A 17,151-nucleotide genomic window follows, 5' to 3' on the forward strand; every position below is an offset into this window, starting at 1 on the left:
ACCCTCCGGTGGCGCTGCGCTTGTGCGCACGGCACCGCCCGTCATAAGGTTCGGCCATGACCGCGCCCTGCACCAGCCAGTGGTGGTGGCTCCCCAGGAGGCGAGCCACCCGCAGCCGCTGACGCCCTACAGTCGGCACCGCACCGCAAGAGCTCGCCACCAGGCGAGGTCCTGCGCGTCAGCGGGCGGGTCCTGCTGGTGGCACGAACAGGAAGGCCCTCATGACGCTTCCCCCACCCACCGTGCTAACACGGGCCACCAGCTACCACCGCGACGCAGGCCTGCTGCTGGAGCACCTGGCTGCGGCGGGCCTGGTCCCCATCACTGCGGGCACCGACGGCGCACCGCGCCCCTGCGACACCGTGCTGCTGGAGACGGCCGACGTCACCACCAAGGCCTCCCGCACCACCGTCATGGTCCTGGAGGCCTCCGCCCGGCTGACCTGCACCGGCCCTACCGTCACTGTCGAGGCCCTCCCCCGCGCCGGAGCCGACGGCCGTGCCGCTGTGGAGCGGGTGCGCACCGCCCTGGGCCGCTACGTCCTCAGCGAGCCCGCACCAGGCCCCGCACCGCAGCCCGCTCCAGATCCTGACCCACAGCGCGCGCAGCAGCCCACGCAGGCTAGCCCTCGGCCCGGAGGCGCCCCGGCCAGCATCCGGGCCGCCGAGCAGGTCACCCTGACCTTCCCGGACCCGCCCGAGGACGGCAGCCTGGAGGAGCGCGAACGGCTCACCGCCACCTCCACCGTCGAGCCCCTGCGGGTCCTGGCCGCCACCAAGGTGGACCACCCCCACCTGCCCCTGGAGGCGGGCGTGCTCGCCTTCGACTACCTGGCCACCGTCGAGACCCTGCCCGAGGTAGCCACGGGCGCCAACACCTGCCCCGACTACCTCTTCTACGACGCCCGTATCATCCTGGTTATCGATCACCCCACGCGCACGGCCACCCTGGTGGGGGCCTCCGTGGACGCCTGTGACCTGGAGCAGCGCCTAGACGAGCTGGCCGCTGCCATCGACACCGCTACCGACGCCGCTGCCGACACCGCCACCGGCCAGGCTGCTGCCCGGCCCCGGGCGCTCCCCGGACACGCCGCTGACTCCAGGGACTCTCAGGACGCGAACGACTCCGAGGACCCGGCCCCGCAGCCGCAGGGGCCTCCGGCAGCCCCTCCGCGGGACCCGGCCCCCCGGGCAGCGGTACCAGCCACTACCCTGACCGCCCGTCCCACTGTCTCCGACAACGACTTCGAGGCCCTGGTGGACCAGATGCAGGGCCACATCGCCGCCGGGGACGTCTACCAGGTGGTGCCCTCACGCGGCTTCACCATGCCGTGCCCAAGCGCCCTGGCCGCCTACCACCGGCTGCGCGACTCCAACCCGAGCCCCTACATGTTCTACCTGGGCACCCCTGACTTCGAGCTGCTGGGAGCCTCCCCGGAGTCCGCCCTGCTGCACTCGGCCAGGACCGGGCGGGTCGCCATCCGCCCCATCGCCGGCACCCGCCCGCGCGGCCTGGCCCCAGACGGCAGCATCGACCACGAGCGCGACACGCGCCTGGAGCTGGAGCTGCGCACCGACGCCAAGGAGGTCGCCGAGCACGTCATGCTGGTGGACCTGGCCCGTAACGACGTCGCCAGGGTGAGCGTGGCCGGGACCCGCCAGGTTGACGACCTCATGCGCGTGGACCGCTACTCCCGCGTCATGCACCTGGTCTCGGAGGTGAGCGGGCAGCTCGACGCTGACCTGGACGCCCTGGACGCCCTGCGCGCCTCCATGACCATGGGCACTCTCACCGGCGCCCCCAAGCTGCGCGCCGCCGAGCTCATCCGCACCGCCGAGGGGGTGCGACGCGGCAGCTACGGCGGCTCGGTCGGCTACCTGCGCGGCGACGGGGAGCTCGACACCTGCATCGTCATCCGCTCCGCCTTCGTGCGTGAGGGGACGGCTCTGGTGCAGGCCGGGGCGGGAGTGGTGGCCGACTCCGTGCCGGCCGCCGAGGCCGCTGAGACCCTCCACAAGGCCCGGGCGGTCCTGGAGGCCGTTGCCGCCGCCCAGGGTGCCCGGCTCGTCATCGGCTCCAGCAGCCCTGAGGCCACGGCACGGGAAGACACGGACCGGGAAGAGAGGCCCTGAGATGCGCGTCGTCCTGCTCGACAACCGCGACTCCTTCGTCTACAACCTCGTCGACCAGTTCGCCTCCCTGGGGGCCGACATCGAGGTCTACCGCAGCACGAGCCCCGCCTCCACCGTCCTGGACGCGCTCCAACCGCGGCCGGGCAGCAGCAGTGGCAGCAGCACTGAGCGACCGGTGCTGTGCCTGTCACCCGGACCCGGCCACCCGCGCACCTCAGGCTGCCTCATGGAGCTGGTCGGCGCCGCTCTGGAGCGCGCCGTCCCCGTGCTGGGCATCTGCCTGGGCTTCCAGGCGATCGTCGAGGCCTGCGGGGGCCGGGTGGACCGGGTCGGGGCCGTGCACGGCCGCTCGGTGCGCGTGGACGTGACCGGGCCGGGGCGCTGTGACCCCGCCTTCCAGGTCCTGGCGGGCGGACCGCTTGACGTCGCCCGCTACCACTCCCTGGGCACCCGTGCGCTGCCCGCCGTCCTGGTGCCGCTGGCCGTCACAGCGGAGGCGGACCCGGCCGGCCCCGGCGTCGTCATGGCTGCGCGCCACCGCCAGCGTCCCGCTATCGGTCTCCAGTTCCACCCGGAGTCCGTCCTCACCCCGCAGGGGCCCGCGCTCCTGCGGTCACTGATCACGAGCCTGTCCGGCACGCAAGCCACCTGAGCCGTCCCGCAGCCCCGGCTCCCACATGACAGCGCTACTCCGCCCACACACCAGTCAATGACCAGAAATCACGAGGAACCCATGACCCCTGCACCAGCTGACACCCCCGCAGACACCAGCACAGGGGGCACCACGGAGAAGACAGCAGACAAGGCTGCAAGAAGCACGGCGGGGAGCAGCGCCGCGACCAGCCCGGCGGTCGCCCCGGCGAGCGCTCCCGCTGCCTCCACGGTCGCCGGTGCCGAGGACGCCCATCGCTTGCTACGTGAGGTGATTCAGGGCAGGCGCCTGACCCAGGAGGAGACCGGCGTCGTCTTCGCCGCGCTGGGCGCTGGGGACCTGTCCGAGGCCGAGACCGCCGCCCTGCTGGCCGCCCTGCACGCCCGGGGCGAGACCGCCGACGAGGTCGCCGGGGCCGCCAGCGCCTTCCGCCAGGCCGCCCGGCCCTTCCCCCAGGTCACCTTCCCGCTCGTCGATGTCGTGGGCACCGGGGGTGACGGGGCAGGGACCCTCAACATCTCCACCGCAGCGGGGATCGTGGCTGCCTCTATGGGGGTCTCGGTAGCCAAGCACGGCAACCGGGCCGTGTCCTCGCGCACCGGCGCGGCCGACGTCGTGGCCGCCCTGGGCCTGCCCGTGGACCTCCCCCCCCAGGAGGCGGTGGGGGTCCTGGCCCGTGACCACTTCACCTTCCTGTTCGCCCAGGCCTACCACCCGGCCATGCGCCATGTCGCGCCTGTCCGCCAGGCCCTGGCCACACCGACGATCTTCAACGTGCTGGGCCCCCTGCTCAACCCTGCCCACCTGACCTACCAGCTCATGGGGGTGGCTGACCCGGGCATCCTCGACATGATCGCCGAGACCATGGTCCGTCTGGGTCGCAAGCGCGCGCTGGTGGTCCACGGCGCGGGCACCGACGAGATCGCCGTCCACGGCCCCACCCTGGTGCGTGAGGCCACCCCGCGCGGCGTCACGTCCTACACGGTCACCCCGGAGGACCTGGGAGTGCCCACCTACGCCCTCCACGACGTGCTGGGCGGCGACCCGCAGCACAACGCCGACCTGCTGCGCGAGGTCTTCGTCGGCAACGGCCAGGAGGCGCACCGCGACGCGATCGCCGTCAACGCCGGGGCGCTGCTCTACCTGGCAGGTCCGGCCGACAACCTGGCCGACGGCACCCGCATGGCCCTGGACCAGCTGGCCAGCGGCCGGGTGGCCAGCCACCTGGAGTCCATGACCAGGGCCTCGGAGACGGCCTGGGCCACGGCCGCCGGGAACTCAGCCGCACCCCCGGCAGGTGCCGCTGACCAGGGCGGGGAGGGTGAGACCCGATGACCAGCCCCTCCCCCGGCCCCGCGACACCGCGCCCTGAAGCAGCGCCCGCCGCAGCAGATCCCACCACGGCTAGGCCCGGCACGACCGGGCGCACCGGACCCGCCCGCCCGCAGCGGCGTCCCGTGGACCAGCGTCTCATGGCCACCGGCACCGTCCTGGACTCCATCGTCACAGCCCGGCGCGCCCGGCTTCCCGAGCTGCGGGCGCAGTTCGGGCACCTGCGCGCCCAAGACCTGGAGCCCTCGGCACGGTCCCTGGCCCAGGCGCTGCGCACCCGCTCAGGTCCCAGCCCCAGCCCGCGCCCGGCCCTTGTCATGGAGTGCAAGGCAGCATCCCCCTCACGAGGCACCATCCGCTCCAGCTACGACCCTGCCGCCCTGGCCACCCAGTACGCCCCTTATGCCTCGGCCGTCTCGGTGCTCACCGAGCCGGACCGGTTCAACGGCTCCTTCCAAGACCTGGCCGCCGTACGAGCGGTGGTGGACGTGCCGGTGCTGTGCAAGGACTTTGTCGTTGACGAGGTCCAGGTGCTGGCTGCCCGTCACCTGGGGGCCGACGCCGTCCTCCTCATGCTCTCCGTGGTGCCTGACGACGTCTACCGCGAGCTGGCCGGGCTGGCCCACGAACTGGGCATGGAGGTACTCACAGAGGTCTCCACGCCCCAGGAGATGCACCGGGCCGCAGCCCTGGGTGCTCGTGTCATTGGTATCAACAACCGAGACCTGCACACACTGGCCACCGACCTGGCCCGTACCGAGGAGATGGCGCCGCTGGCACCAGCCGGCACCGTGCTGGTAGGCGAGTCAGGCGTGTCCACCCCTGGGGACGTGCGCCGCCTGGCCGGGCAGGTTGACGCCCTCCTGGTGGGCTCCTCCCTGTCAGGCGCCCCGGACCCCGCCGCTGCGGCCGCCACCCTGGCCGCTGCGGTGCCCGTGGGCCAGCGCCCCGGCACGGGCAGCGTAGGCAGCCCAGGCAGTAGCTCAGGAGCGCCCCAGAAAGGTACCGGGGAGACCACGGGGAGCAACCGGACCCACCCGAGGCTGGGGGCCTACTTCGGCCCCTACGGAGGCCAGTACGTGCCCGAGCTGCTGGTGCCCGCCCTGGACCAGCTCGAGGACGCCTTTATCGAGGCCCGCTCCGACCCCTCCTTCGCCGCCGAGCTGGGCGAGCTGATGAGCCGCTACCTGGGTCGGCCCACCCCCCTGACCCCCCTGCGCAGCCTGCCGGTGGAGGGCCGCGCCCGTATCCTGCTCAAGCGCGAGGACCTCCTCCACGGAGGCGCCCACAAGGGCAACCAGGTGCTGGGCCAGGCGCTCCTGGCCCGCAGGATGGGCAAGACGCGCGTCATCGCGGAGACCGGCGCGGGTCAGCACGGGACCGCCACCGCCATGGTCTGCGCCCTGCTGGGCCTGGAGTGCACGATCTACATGGGGGCCACCGACGTGGTACGCCAGGCCCCCAACGTGGAACGCATGGAACTCATGGGGGCCACCGTCGTCCCCGTGAACTCCGGGGCAGGGACCCTCAAGGACGCTGTCAACGAGGCCCTGCGTGACTGGACTGCCTCCTTCCGTACCACCCACTACCTGCTGGGCACGGCCGCCGGCCCCCACCCCTTCCCCACCATCGTGCGCGAGTACCACCGAGTCATCTCCACCGAGGCTCGTGCCCAGGTGCTGGCGATGACGGGGCGCCTGCCTGAGGAGGTCATCGCCTGCGTGGGCGGGGGCTCCAACGCCATCGGCATGTTCGCCGACTTCCTTGACGACGAGCAGGTGAGGCTGACCGGTGTGGAGCCCGCCGGGGAGGGCCTGGACACCGCACGCCACGGAGCACCCATCAGCACGGGGCGGGTCGGTATCCTCCACGGCTCCCGCAGCTACCTCATGCGCACCGCTGACGGCCAGGTGGAGGAGTCCTTCTCCGTCTCCGCAGGCCTGGACTACCCCGGGGTGGGACCCCAGCACGCCTGGCTGGCCGACACTGGGCGGGCCCGCTACGTGGGCGTGGACGACGAGGAGGCCATCAAGGCCTTCCGCCTGCTGTCCCGGCACGAGGGGATCATCCCTGCCGTGGAGTCGGCCCACGCCCTGGCCCACGCCCTGAAGGTGGCGCGCAGCACACCGGAGGGGGCCGAGCCGCCGGTCCTGCTGGTGTGCCTGTCGGGGCGGGGGGACAAGGACCTGGACCAGGTGCGCACGCGCCTGGGCGGCTCGTTCTCCACCGACGGGGCGGTGGCCAGGGCCGCCCGTATGGTGGAGGCGGGCAGGCGCAGCGAGTACGCACCCCTGGCCAGCCTGGCCAAGGAGTCCTGAGATGAGCCGCTACACCGACATGTTCCGAGCACTGAAAGCCCGCGAGGAGGGCGCCTTCGTGCCCTTCGTCATGGTGGGCGACCCTGACCTGGACGTCTGCGAGGCGGTGATCGAGGCACTCGTAGCGGGCGGCGCCGACGCCCTGGAGCTGGGAGTGCCCTTCTCCGACCCGGTGGCAGACGGGCCGACCATCCAGCGCGCCCACGTCCGGGCACTGGAGTCTGGTGCCGGGTTCCACGACTGCCTGGAGGTAGTGGCACGCGTGCGCGCCCGCCACCATCAGGTCCCCATAGGCATGCTCGTCTACGGCAACGTCCCCTTCGCTCTGGGACTGGAGCGCTTCTACGCTGACTGTGCGGGGGCGGGCATCGACTCCGTGCTGCTGCCTGACGTTCCGGTGCGCGAGTCGCTCCCCTTCAGCGCCGCCGCCCGGGCTGCCGGAGTGGACCCGGTCTACATCGCCCCGCCCTCCGCCGCCGACCATACCCTGGATGCGGTGGCCGCCGCCTCGCGCGGTTACATCTACGCGGTCTCCCGGGTGGGAGTCACCGGTACGGAGCACGCCTCCTCCACCGTCGGGCTGGCCCAAGCGGTAGAACGGCTGCGCTCCGCCAGTGCGGCACCGGTCATGCTGGGCTTTGGCATCTCCCGTCCCGACCAGGTTACCGAGGCGCTGGCTGCCGGGGCCGACGGTGCTATCAGCGGCTCGGCGACAGTGAGGATCGTGGAGTCCCACGCCGCCAGCCTGCGGGAGGCACCCAGAGGCTCCACCGCCTACGAGGCGGAGCTGGAGGCGCTGAGCAGCGAGCTGGTCGAGTTCTGCTCAGCCATGAAGGCGGCCACCCACCGCAGTCGGCAGTCCGCCCTCCAGCAGCAGCGGCAGGGGTGAGGCTGGTGCCGTCACTTCTTACAAGGGTCCTGGGGCTGCTGGGACCGGTCGTGACCGCAGCGGCCGACTCCCTGGCGGCTGATAAGACTGGTGGCAGGACCGGCAGAAGTGACAGGCGCGCTGCCTCCGCCTGCCCCTCCACAGCGGCCCCACCTGCCTCCGACTGCCTCAGTAGGGCCACGGTGTGGGACGTGGCCCGCAACGGCCTGCCGTCCTTCGCCTACACGCCCAGCCCTGACGGCCGGGCCGACCCCGGTGAGGTCGTGTGGGCCTGGGTGCCCTACGAGGAGGACCCCTCTCAGGGCAAGGACCGGCCGGTCCTGGTGCTGGCCCGCAGCGACGCGCGCCTAGTGGTCGCCCAGATGACGAGCAGGGACCACGACGCCGACGCCGCCCAGGAGGCCCGGTGGGGCCGATACTGGTATGACGTGGGCACCGGCGCCTGGGACAGGAAGGGCCGCCCCAGCGAGGTCCGCCTGGACCGGCTGCTGTCGGTGGACCCCGCTGCGGTGCGCCGCGAGGGCGCCACGATGGAGCAGGCAGTCTTTGACGGAGTCGTCACGGCTCTCAAGCAGCACTGGTCCTGAGCCGCTCCTGAGGTGCGTGTCGGCAACGGTGGGAAGCGTCTGCCGGGCAGAGCGTGGCAGACGAGACGTCGGTCAGCCGCTTTCCCGTCAGCCGCAGGTGCCCGCTGACATCCGCTACGAGGCTGCGGTCAGCCGCTTTCCCGTCATAGGAGCCACAGGGCTGAGGTCCTGGGACAGGAGGGGAGCGCCTGGTCCCTCCCCGACCCCCTTCTTCCTGGTCTTCTCTGTTCCTCACTCTCTCGCCCTGGTCCTCTCTATTTCCTGTTTGTTCCTCTCCGTTTCCTCCCCACCGACCATGTTCCTGGTGTAGGCTACGTTGCGCAATGGTCACGTGACGTCCAGCACCCATCCGATACCCTGACCCAACACCCTTGAAAGACCCGTCAATGACGACAACTCCTGCTCCGCAAAGAACCAGCCCCCTCGTGATCCGCAGCGCTGTCGTGGCAGCGCTGGGCGGTCTCCTCTTCGGATTCGACACCGCAGTCATCTCGGGGACCACGGAGAACCTCCGCGACATCTACGGCCTTAGCGACTTCTGGCTCGGCTTCACTGTCGCCACCGCCCTGATCGGCACCATCATCGGTGCCATGTCGGCAGGTCGGCCCGCCGACGTATGGGGCCGCAAGAGGGTCCTGCTGTCAATCGGCATCCTCTACACGGTCTCAGCCCTGGGCTCGGCCCTGGTCTCCAACTGGCTCCTGTTCATGTTCTTCCGTCTCATCGGGGGGATCGGCGTCGGTGGCGCCTCCGTGGTGGCACCGATCTACACCGCGGAGATCTCCCCGGCGCGCATGCGCGGGCGGCTCGTAGGCCTGGTGCAGTTCAACGTGGTGCTGGGCATCCTCCTGGCCTACATGACAAACTACGTGTTCTCCCAAGCCTTCGACTACGAGGTCGCCTGGCGCTGGATGCTGGGCATCGAGGCTGCCCCGGCGGTCATCTTCTTCCTCCTGGCTCTGGGCATCCCGGAGAGCCCCCGGTGGCTCTACGGCCGCGGCAGCACCGGTGAGGCGCGCGCCATCCTCGACCGCCTGACCCAGTCACCGGAGGAGGCCGAGTACGAGATCACCGAGATCGCCCGCCGCCTGGAGGAGGACGCCTCCCTGGGCCAGGCACCGTTCTTCGTGCGCAGGAATACCAAGGTCATCCTCCTGGCCATCGCGATCGCCACCTTCAACCAGCTCTCTGGCATCAACGCGATCATGTACTACGCCCCGGACATCTTCCGCATGGCCGGGGCCGGTAACGACGCGGCCTTCCTGTCCTCTATCGCGATCGGGACCATGAACCTCGTGGCCACCATGACCGCGCTGACTGTCATCGACCGCTTTGGCCGCCGCAGACTCATGCTGGTCGGCTCTATCGGCTACCTCCTGTCTCTGGGCGCGATCTCCTCGGTGTTCTTCCTGTCCGGGGAGGACCTGGGCGGCAGCACCTCCACGTTCGTCCTGATGAGCCTGCTGGTGTTCATCGCCTCGCACGCCTTCGGCCAGGGCTCGGTCATCTGGGTGTTCATCTCCGAGATCTTTCCCAGCCGCATCCGCGCCCGCGGCCAGGCCCTGGGTTCCTTCACCCACTGGTTCTTCGCTGCCGTGGTCTCCTGGGGCTTCCCCACCGTCATGGGCGGTCTGGGCGGAGGCTGGGCCTTCGGAATCTTCTTTGTGTGCATGATCGGCCAGCTCGCCTGGGTGCTGCTGACAATGCCAGAGACCAAGGGTGTGCCTCTGGAGGAGATGGAGAAGCGCCTCGGCCTGGACCAGGACTGAACCCCACGCACGTGCCTGCGCCACGGCGGGAGCCGTGGCGCAGGCACGTGCGTCATGGACGCTAGCAGACAGGCACTTCCACACCCCGACGAGGTCGCCTCGCAGACCAGCGAGACTGGAAGGGCTACTCGGCCAAGGGGTACTTCTCTGTGCGTGTCGGGCTGGTTGGTCGTGACAGTCTGTGTTTGCGTGTCCACGGCGGCCACAAACGCCTCGGCAGAGCACGTAGGTCCCCGGGGAAACCGCGTGAGTGCAAGGCTCTGCTCTCTTGCCCGGGCCAGGTCAGATCCGTTTGTGGCCGCCGTGGACACTCCGTTCTCGAACGTGACATCCGCACGACACAACTGCAGCCGCACCAGCGTCTCCAACCCCACGCGTGAACGAGAACTGGCTAGAGATACACGTACTTGCCACGGGCAGTCGGCTGGTGAGACAGGCCCGTTGCCACCGTGGCACGGGCTGAAGTGGCGGTTATGAGGATGAGCAGGCCGCCGTGGTGACGGTACTGGTATAGGTGGCATGCTTGATGTCCTGCGGGTAGCCGTGGGCAGAAGCCCCAACTAGGAACTCAGCCGCCACCAGAGTTAGGCAACCGCTGAGGCCACCCGCAGGGCCGGCCTGACACGTACCGGAGCACTGCCTCGGCTCGTCTTGCCAAGGCGCTGGCGGACCTGGCCGTGCAGTACGGTCCCCGAGGCAGCCATGCCTTCTACCGGCTCCTCCCCGGCAAACAGCGTCATCGTCCACCTGTCGCGCTTCTCCGAGTCCGGGGCACGCAGGTTCTGCACCACCAGCGCGCCCCACAGCTGGCGCACCATGAGTGCCCTCGTGTCGAAGCCATCCACCAAGAACCGGCCACCAGCACCGCCCTGGACACTCTCGTAACTGTTGTTGCCCCGGCCCACCTCGTCCCGACTGCTGCCCAGGTCGTCGCCACGTCCTCGCACCTCGTCATAGCTGCCCATAGCCAGCCCCGCGTCAGAGACAGCCGTTACGTACAGGGTCCACGGGGAGGCTGGGTCAGTCACGTCGGCACCCTCGGGAAGACGCTCATCAACAAAGTCAGGCCTGGTGATCTCCTCCTGGCTCTCGCGTGCTCCCGCCCCCAGCGCCCCACGGACGTCAAGGAGATCGGGACGGGGGACCAGGAGCGGGCCCCAGACCACCGACTGTGAGAATTTACAGTCGCGGAACTGCTGCTCCAGGTGCCTACACACCTTGTCAGCCTCCGCCCACGCAGCCGGCTCGAAGGCGTCGTGTAAGAACTCCCTGGTAGGCAGGGGGACACCGTTGTCCAGCAAGAGATGTGCCATTGAGGGCTGCTTCACCCATCCGCTGGCCGCCAGGTAGTCTGCACCGTGCACGCTGCCTCCTGTCATCTCGCGGCTGTCCTGGGCCGCAGGTCCCCCTCATCCACCCTGTCAAGCGCGCCGCCCGGGACGGGCCGTTGCAGCGGCCACTCTCCCATGCAACACGCCCTCAATCCTCCAGGCGCACCGACCCGGCGCGACACACCTCACGCCGCGCTGAGCACCTCCACCCTGGGGACCTGCTGCCAGCAGGTGCTAAAGTCGCCCACTGGACCTCTGGCCTGGTCGGCTGCGGGGTCCGGCACACGGGTCAGCCAGGTGCCCCACCACCTCCTGCCAGTCCCGTGGCGCGAACCCTCTCTCCGGCCACTGACCACACCAGACACGAGAAAGCTTCACCGTGGCGAACATCAACTCCCAGATCAAGCGCATCAAGACCAACGAGAAGGCTCGTCTGCGCAACCAGTCTGTCAAGTCCGAGCTCAAGACCTACGTGCGCCGTGTCCGCGAGGCCGTCGAGGCCGGCGACAAGGAGGCGGCTCTCACCCACCTCCACGCAGCCTCCCGCAAGCTGGACAAGGCTGCCGCCAAGGGTGTCATTCACAAGAACCAAGCGGCCAACCGCAAGTCCAAGCTGGCCAAGCGCGTCGCCTCTCTGTGAGGCCGGTCCTACCGTGCAACCACCGAGGGCGTCTCCCAGCCAGGGAGGCGCCCTCATCTTGTGCCTGCTCCCCCGCGCGTACCAGCAATGACTTGCCATCGACCAGTTTTACCTGCCAGTCATCTACCAACAAGGAGTGCCCATGCGTACCGGCTTCGACCGTGACACCTACCGGCGGATGCAGTCCGCCCACATCGCGCAGCGCCGGGCACAGTTTTCGGGCAAGCTCTACCTGGAGTTCGGGGGCAAGCTGATCGACGACATGCACGCCTCCCGCGTGCTGCCCGGCTTCACCCCGGACAACAAGGTGGTCATGCTCGCCGAGCTCAGCGACGAGGTCGAGGTCGTCGTCGCCGTCAGCGCCAGGGACTTGGCCCGCAGCAAGGTCCGTGCCGACCTGGGGATCTCCTACGAGGACGACCTGCTGCGCCATGTCGACGCCTTCAGGAGCTACGGGCTGTACGTAGGCAGCGTCGTCATCACCCAGTGGACCGACGACAACCGCCAGGCCCAGGACTTCAGGCGCAAGCTGGAGAGCCTGGGCATCAAGGTCTACCGTCACTTCCCCATTCCCGGTTACCCGGGTGACGTGGCCCGTATCGTCTCCGAGGAGGGATACGGACGTAACGAGTACATCGAGACCAGCCGCGACCTGGTCGTCGTCACCGCTCCCGGACCGGGCTCGGGCAAGATGGCCACCTGCCTGTCCCAGCTCTACCACGACCACCGGCGCGGCATCGCCTCCGGCTACGCCAAGTTCGAGACCTTCCCCATCTGGAACCTGCCCCTGGACCACCCGGTCAACATCGCCTACGAGGCAGCTACGGCGGACCTTGACGACGTCAACATGATCGACCCCTTCCACCTGGCAGCCCACGGCACCCAGGCCGTCAACTACAACCGCGACGTAGAGGTCTTCCCCGTACTTACCCGCCTGTTCGAGGAGATCCTCGGCTCTTCCCCCTACGCCTCCCCCACTGACATGGGCGTCAACATGGCCGGGTACTGCATCAGCGACGACGAGGCCTGCCGCGAGGCAGCTGTGCAGGAGGTCATCCGCCGCTACTACAAGGCGCTGGTGGCCGAGAGGCGTGACGCCGTAGAGTCCCTTCAGTCCGACCGGATCTCTCTTCTCATGGCCAAGGTCGGTGCGAGCAAGGAGGACCGGCCGGTGGTCCGGCCCGCCCTGCAGGTGGCGGAGTCCACCGGCGCTCCCGCCGCTGCCATCGCGCTACCGGACGGGCGAGTTGTCACCGGCAAGACGTCGGCGCTGCTGGGAGCCTGCTCGGCCATGCTGCTCAATGCGCTCAAGGTCCTGGCCGGGATCGACGACGTCGACCTGCTGGCCCCGGCCTCGATCGAGCCGATCCAGACACTGAAGACTAGGCACCTGGGCTCCCACAACCCCCGCCTGCACACCGACGAGGTCCTCATCGCCCTGGCCGTGTCTGCCAACGGGGACAGCAACGCCCGTAGCGCCCTGGAGCAGCTGGGCAACCTGCGTGGCTGCGACGTGCACACCTCCACCATCCTGGGTCCTGTGGACGAAGGGATACTGCGCGCCCTGGGGGTCCAGGTCACCAACGAGCCGGTCTATGCCACCAAGGCCCTGTACAGGAAGCGCTAGGTACCATCCAGGTACTCCGGCGGCCCGTCCCGGACGCACGCACCCGGATGCTCCCGTCCCTGGCCAGCCTGCTGGCTCGTCCTCATGGCTTCACCGCCGCGCAGTCGTGCCCCGGCTGCGGGCACGACACACGGTGAGCACGGCGCGCTCGACGGCGTAGACAGCGTCCCGGCTGCCCCCCTTGACCTCGGCGTCAGCCTTGGCGACCGCCACGATAGCCGTGGCCAGGGCGTCATCAGACCAGCCGGAGAGCTCGCGCCGCGCCCGGTCTACCTGCCAGGGCGCCATACCCAGGTCGGCCGGGGTCATGCGTCGGCCTCCGGAAGCGGCCACACGTGCCAGCTGGCGGACCTTGGTTGCCAGCGCCGCCACGACCACCACCGGGTCTGTTCCAGTGGCCACGGCGTGACGCAGCGCGGTGATGGCGGCCGAGGTGCTGCCTGCTGCTGCGGCGTCCGCCACGGTGAAGCCGGTGGCCTCGATACGTCCGGCGTAGTAGGTGCTCACGTGCTCGGCGCTGATCGTCCCCTGGGTGTCGGCGAGGAGCTGGTCAACGGCCGAGCACAGCTCACGCAGGTCGCTTCCCAGGGCGTCCACGAGGGCCCCGACAGCCTCCGGCTCGATACGTCGGCCCGCTCGTGCCACGTCGGCGCTCACCAGCGCTGACTTGTCCCGGGGAGACTTCACCGGTGGGCAGGAGACCACGGGGTAGCCAGAGGCCCCGACGGCCTCCAGGAGCCTCCTGCCGCGCTGCCCGCCGTTGTGCCGCAGGACGACGCTGACCTCCGGGTCGGCGGACGCTGCAGCCGAGTCTACGTAGGCCAGCAGATCGGTCAGCAGGGCGTCAGTCATCTGCTCCAGGGCCGGGACCAGGACCAGCCGGGGCTCACCGAACAGGGAGGGGGACACTAGCGTGTCCAGCTGGTGGGCCTCGTAGGTGGCGGCCTCGACCCGGATGACCTCCGTGGTCGGGTCCTTCGCCCGGGCCTGCGCCAGAAGACGTGCCACCGCACGGTCAGCCAGGACCTCCTCTCCCGCCTTGACAAGGACCACCGCAGCCAGCTCGACCTGGTCCCACGTGGGTCCTTCCGGTGTGCTGCGCCTGCTACGGGAGCGTGGGGCTCGGGTGGCTGCCATGGCGCTAGCCTGCCACGAGACAGGAGACGAGACACAAGAGTGAGGCCGTCTCCCGCCCTGCGTCGCAGCCCTCGGCTGGCCGCTCCCAGCACCACCGTCTCCAGCCCGGCCAGGGCCAGCGCCCCGACGACACCTCCGGGGCAGGCCAGCGCGGAGCCGGGAAGGTCGGCAGTCCTGCGGGCCAGCACCACCAGCCACGCGCAGGACGCGAGGGCCGGCCAGGCAATCACGGAGGCCGCTGCGGGCCACAGCGGTGCGACCAGGGCAGCAGTGATGCCGCACACCGTGGCCACAGGGACCACCGGGGCCGCTAGGACGTTGGCAGGGACCGACCACAGCCCTACCTGCGGCTGGAGAAGTACCAGGAGGGGGGCGCAGGCAGCCTGCGCCACCGCAGGCAGAGCCAGACCAGCCGCCAGCCACCGGGGCAGGTAGCGGGACAGGCAGGCCGCCGCAGGCCGTGCTCCCAGCAGGATCCCAGCGGTTGCCGCCACGGATAGGGCGAACCCGTAGTCACGTGCCTGGAAGGGGTCGGCCAGGAGCAGAAGGAGGACTCCGGCGCACAGGGCGGGCACCGAGGCTGAGCGCCTGCCCGCAGCCACCCCGGCAAGCATGACACCACCCATGGCCGCTGAGCGCAGGACGGACCCGGAAGGACGGACCAGGAGCACGAGGCCGCCCAGTACCACGGCCCCCGCCACCGCGCGCCACCGTCGCGGCAGGACGCCCAGTGCGCCCAGGCCCAGCCCCAGGACGATGGCCACGTGCTGCCCGGACACGGCAGTCAGGTGGGTCATAGAGACCGTGCGCATGTCCAGGCGTACCTGCGTGGGCAGGGCGTGGTCGTCCCCCAGGGCGATGCCGGGCACCAGGGCCTGGGCACCCTGGGGCCACCGGAGCACCGTTCCTGACTGGCCCACCTGGCCCTGCTGGTCGGCCGGTGCAGTCTGGTGCGACCCGGGCGCGCGGGAGGCCTGGTCCGACTGGTCTTCTCCCAGGGCCACGGCTGCTGCCAGGCCCTGCCGCAGCGACGTCACGATCGCCAGGGTCCCGCTGGGAGGAGCCAGGACCTGGACCTGGGCGCCGGAGCCGATGACGGCTGCCCGGGAGCTGCCCGCCTCGGCCGGCTGGAGCCGGGTCCTCACCCGGATCTGCGTTCCCATGTCCAGCTCCAGCCACTGGGCGTCCGCCAGCACCGTGGCTGTGAGCCTGGAGGGCTCTCCCTCCACGGTGTGCACCCTCAGGCTGGTCACCACCGTGGTGGACCCGGCCCGGGCCAGGACCCGTGGCTGCTCGCTCACCGTTGCGGTCAGCGTCACTGCACCAGTGGCCTGCGGCGGCGACACCGAGGTTCCCGAGGCCAGGACGAGCGGGTCCCCCGCACGCGACCACAGCTGGGCGGCACTGACCGTGAGGACCGCCGAGACAGCCAGGGCGCACAGCAGCAGGCTGGCGCTCACAGACCCGGCTGCCCGGGGATCCTCCGGGGCACCGGGGCGCGAGTCCGCCCGGTGGCGTGGCGGCCGGAACCGGCGCACCGGCACGGTCAGCAGCATCGCAGCCCCGAGGCTCGCACCAGCCGCTACCAGGACATGGCGCCACCCGTGGGTACCGCCGACTCCGACGGCCCAGTATGCTGCGGCCCAGCACAGGCCGGCTGGTGCCGCCAGCCTGAGGTCGAGAGGCTCGGGGGCCTTGTCCACCAGGGCGTGGTCACGTTCCCAGGGCCTGCGCTCCCGGTCCGGGCTGGCAGCTCCTGAGTCGGCTGCCCCGGAGCGGACGCTGCCACCGACCAGGCCCCCACGCTGCCGAGGTCGCTGCCTCATACCACGGCCATCTCCCTGAGGGCCTCCAGCTTGGCCTGTCCTATACCAGAGACCTCGGTGAGCTCATCCACGGAGCCGAAGGGACCGTTGGCTTCCCGGTGCTCCACGATCCGCTGAGCCAGCGCCGGCCCGATACCCGGCAGCTCCTCCAGCTCCAGGGCGCTGGCGGTGTTGATGTTGACCAGGCCGGTCGCCTCCTGCCCCGGCCCGTCCTGGGACGCCCCGGAGGCTGACTGTCCCGGCTGCTGCTCCCCTGCCTGTCCCGCTTCAGCCTCCTGACCGGTCAGGACCTCGCCCTCACGGGGGACACGCACCTGCTCTCCGTCGCTGAGGACACGAGCCAGGTTGAGCTGGTCGGCATCCGCCTCCTGGGTCACCCCACCAGCCGCCTCGATCGCGTCGGCGACACGCGCTCCCTGGTCCAGGACCACGACTCCGGGAGAGGCGACGGCACCGGTCACGTGGACGACCACCTGGCCAACATCCTGGGAGGAGTCCGCCTGCCCTGGCTGGCCGGCGGCCCCGCTGCCGGTGGTGGCACGGGGGTCGGTCGGCGGCTCCCCCTGGACCTGGGTGGCCGGAGCCGTGGCAGGAGCCTGGGGCAAGGACTCCCCGGACCCCGAGGCCTCGGCGCCTCCCGGAGCGCCCTCCTCCGCTGCGGGAGCGCCCAGGGCCGTGCGCACCGCCAGGACCGCAGCCAGGACCATGAGCAGCGTCCCCGCCACGACAGCGGCGCGGGGAGCAAGTGCTACCCGCCGCGGACGGGTGGGAGGCTCGTCGGGGTCCGGAGAGCAGGCCAGGCGCACCAGCCTGTCCACAGACCAGTTCCCGGACCTGCCCAGAGCCTGTCTTCTGCCGCTCATGGTGGTGACGCTAGACGGGAGGCGGCTGTCGGTACCCGGGCAGCCAGG

The 17,151-nt window shown here is 70.5% G+C and carries 13 protein-coding genes; 9 read left to right on the top strand and 4 right to left on the bottom strand.

Features of this window, described 5'->3' with window-relative positions; translation table 11 throughout:
- Positions 1–221 precede the first annotated feature (221 nt).
- The 7 genes from D4740_RS05750 (at position 222) to D4740_RS05785 (ending at position 9,679) form a co-directional block, all read left to right on the top strand.
- Positions 222–2,132 (top strand): anthranilate synthase component 1, encoded by a 1,911-nt coding sequence (locus D4740_RS05750; RefSeq protein WP_119836005.1) that lies wholly within the window; start codon positions 222–224, stop codon positions 2,130–2,132.
- A 1-nt stretch (position 2,133) separates the two neighbouring features.
- Positions 2,134–2,784, top strand: coding sequence for an aminodeoxychorismate/anthranilate synthase component II (locus D4740_RS05755; protein ID WP_119836006.1), 651 nt, complete (start codon positions 2,134–2,136; stop codon positions 2,782–2,784).
- An 81-nt stretch (positions 2,785–2,865) separates the two neighbouring features.
- Positions 2,866–4,119: an anthranilate phosphoribosyltransferase gene (trpD, locus tag D4740_RS05760; protein ID WP_119836007.1), complete on the top strand. Its 1,254-nt coding sequence runs from the start codon at positions 2,866–2,868 to the stop codon at positions 4,117–4,119.
- Positions 4,116–6,434, top strand: a complete 2,319-nt coding sequence (gene trpB, locus D4740_RS05765; protein ID WP_119836008.1) for a tryptophan synthase subunit beta — start codon at positions 4,116–4,118, stop codon at positions 6,432–6,434. The genes trpD and trpB overlap by 4 nt, the downstream gene beginning before the upstream one ends.
- Before the next feature lies 1 nt (position 6,435).
- Positions 6,436–7,323: a tryptophan synthase subunit alpha gene (gene trpA / locus D4740_RS05770; RefSeq protein ID WP_119836009.1), complete on the top strand. Its 888-nt coding sequence runs from the start codon at positions 6,436–6,438 to the stop codon at positions 7,321–7,323.
- Positions 7,324–7,328: 5 nt separating this feature from the next.
- A complete protein-coding gene (locus D4740_RS05775; protein ID WP_119836178.1) occupies positions 7,329–7,910 on the top strand; it encodes a type II toxin-antitoxin system PemK/MazF family toxin in 582 nt (193 codons plus the stop codon).
- A gap of 386 nt (positions 7,911–8,296) precedes the next feature.
- Positions 8,297–9,679 (top strand): sugar porter family MFS transporter, encoded by a 1,383-nt coding sequence (locus tag D4740_RS05785; protein WP_119836011.1) that lies wholly within the window; start codon positions 8,297–8,299, stop codon positions 9,677–9,679.
- Between the two features lie 584 nt (positions 9,680–10,263).
- On the opposite strand, the gene D4740_RS05790 is transcribed toward D4740_RS05785, so the two are convergent.
- Positions 10,264–10,992: a hypothetical protein gene (locus tag D4740_RS05790; RefSeq protein ID WP_182911353.1), complete on the bottom strand. Its 729-nt coding sequence runs from the start codon at positions 10,990–10,992 to the stop codon at positions 10,264–10,266.
- A gap of 397 nt (positions 10,993–11,389) precedes the next feature.
- Here D4740_RS05790 and rpsT point away from each other — a divergent pair, with 397 nt between their 5' ends.
- Both rpsT and D4740_RS05800 read left to right on the top strand, forming a co-directional pair.
- Positions 11,390–11,650, top strand: coding sequence for a 30S ribosomal protein S20 (gene rpsT, locus D4740_RS05795; protein WP_119836013.1), 261 nt, complete (start codon positions 11,390–11,392; stop codon positions 11,648–11,650).
- A 142-nt stretch (positions 11,651–11,792) separates the two neighbouring features.
- Positions 11,793–13,277, top strand: a complete 1,485-nt coding sequence (locus D4740_RS05800) for a DUF1846 domain-containing protein (protein ID WP_119836014.1) — start codon at positions 11,793–11,795, stop codon at positions 13,275–13,277.
- A 90-nt stretch (positions 13,278–13,367) separates the two neighbouring features.
- Here the strand turns inward: D4740_RS05800 and holA are convergent, their stop codons facing one another.
- Genes holA through D4740_RS05815 form a run of 3 tightly spaced genes read right to left on the bottom strand, consistent with a single transcriptional unit; the run spans position 13,368 to position 17,103 of the window.
- Positions 13,368–14,285 carry a DNA polymerase III subunit delta gene (gene holA, locus D4740_RS05805; protein WP_119836179.1) on the bottom strand — a complete coding sequence of 306 codons (918 nt, stop codon included), beginning with the start codon at positions 14,283–14,285 and terminating at the stop codon, positions 13,368–13,370.
- Positions 14,186–16,240 (bottom strand): ComEC/Rec2 family competence protein, encoded by a 2,055-nt coding sequence (locus tag D4740_RS05810; RefSeq protein WP_119836015.1) that lies wholly within the window; start codon positions 16,238–16,240, stop codon positions 14,186–14,188. Before D4740_RS05810 ends, holA begins: the two co-directional genes overlap by 100 nt.
- Positions 16,237–17,103 (bottom strand): helix-hairpin-helix domain-containing protein, encoded by an 867-nt coding sequence (locus D4740_RS05815; RefSeq protein ID WP_259390691.1) that lies wholly within the window; start codon positions 17,101–17,103, stop codon positions 16,237–16,239. The genes D4740_RS05810 and D4740_RS05815 overlap by 4 nt, the downstream gene beginning before the upstream one ends.
- Positions 17,104–17,151 lie beyond the last annotated feature (48 nt).

This window comes from Actinomyces sp. 2119 (assembly GCF_003591215.1).
GTDB lineage: Bacteria > Actinomycetota > Actinomycetes > Actinomycetales > Actinomycetaceae > Actinomyces > Actinomyces lilanjuaniae.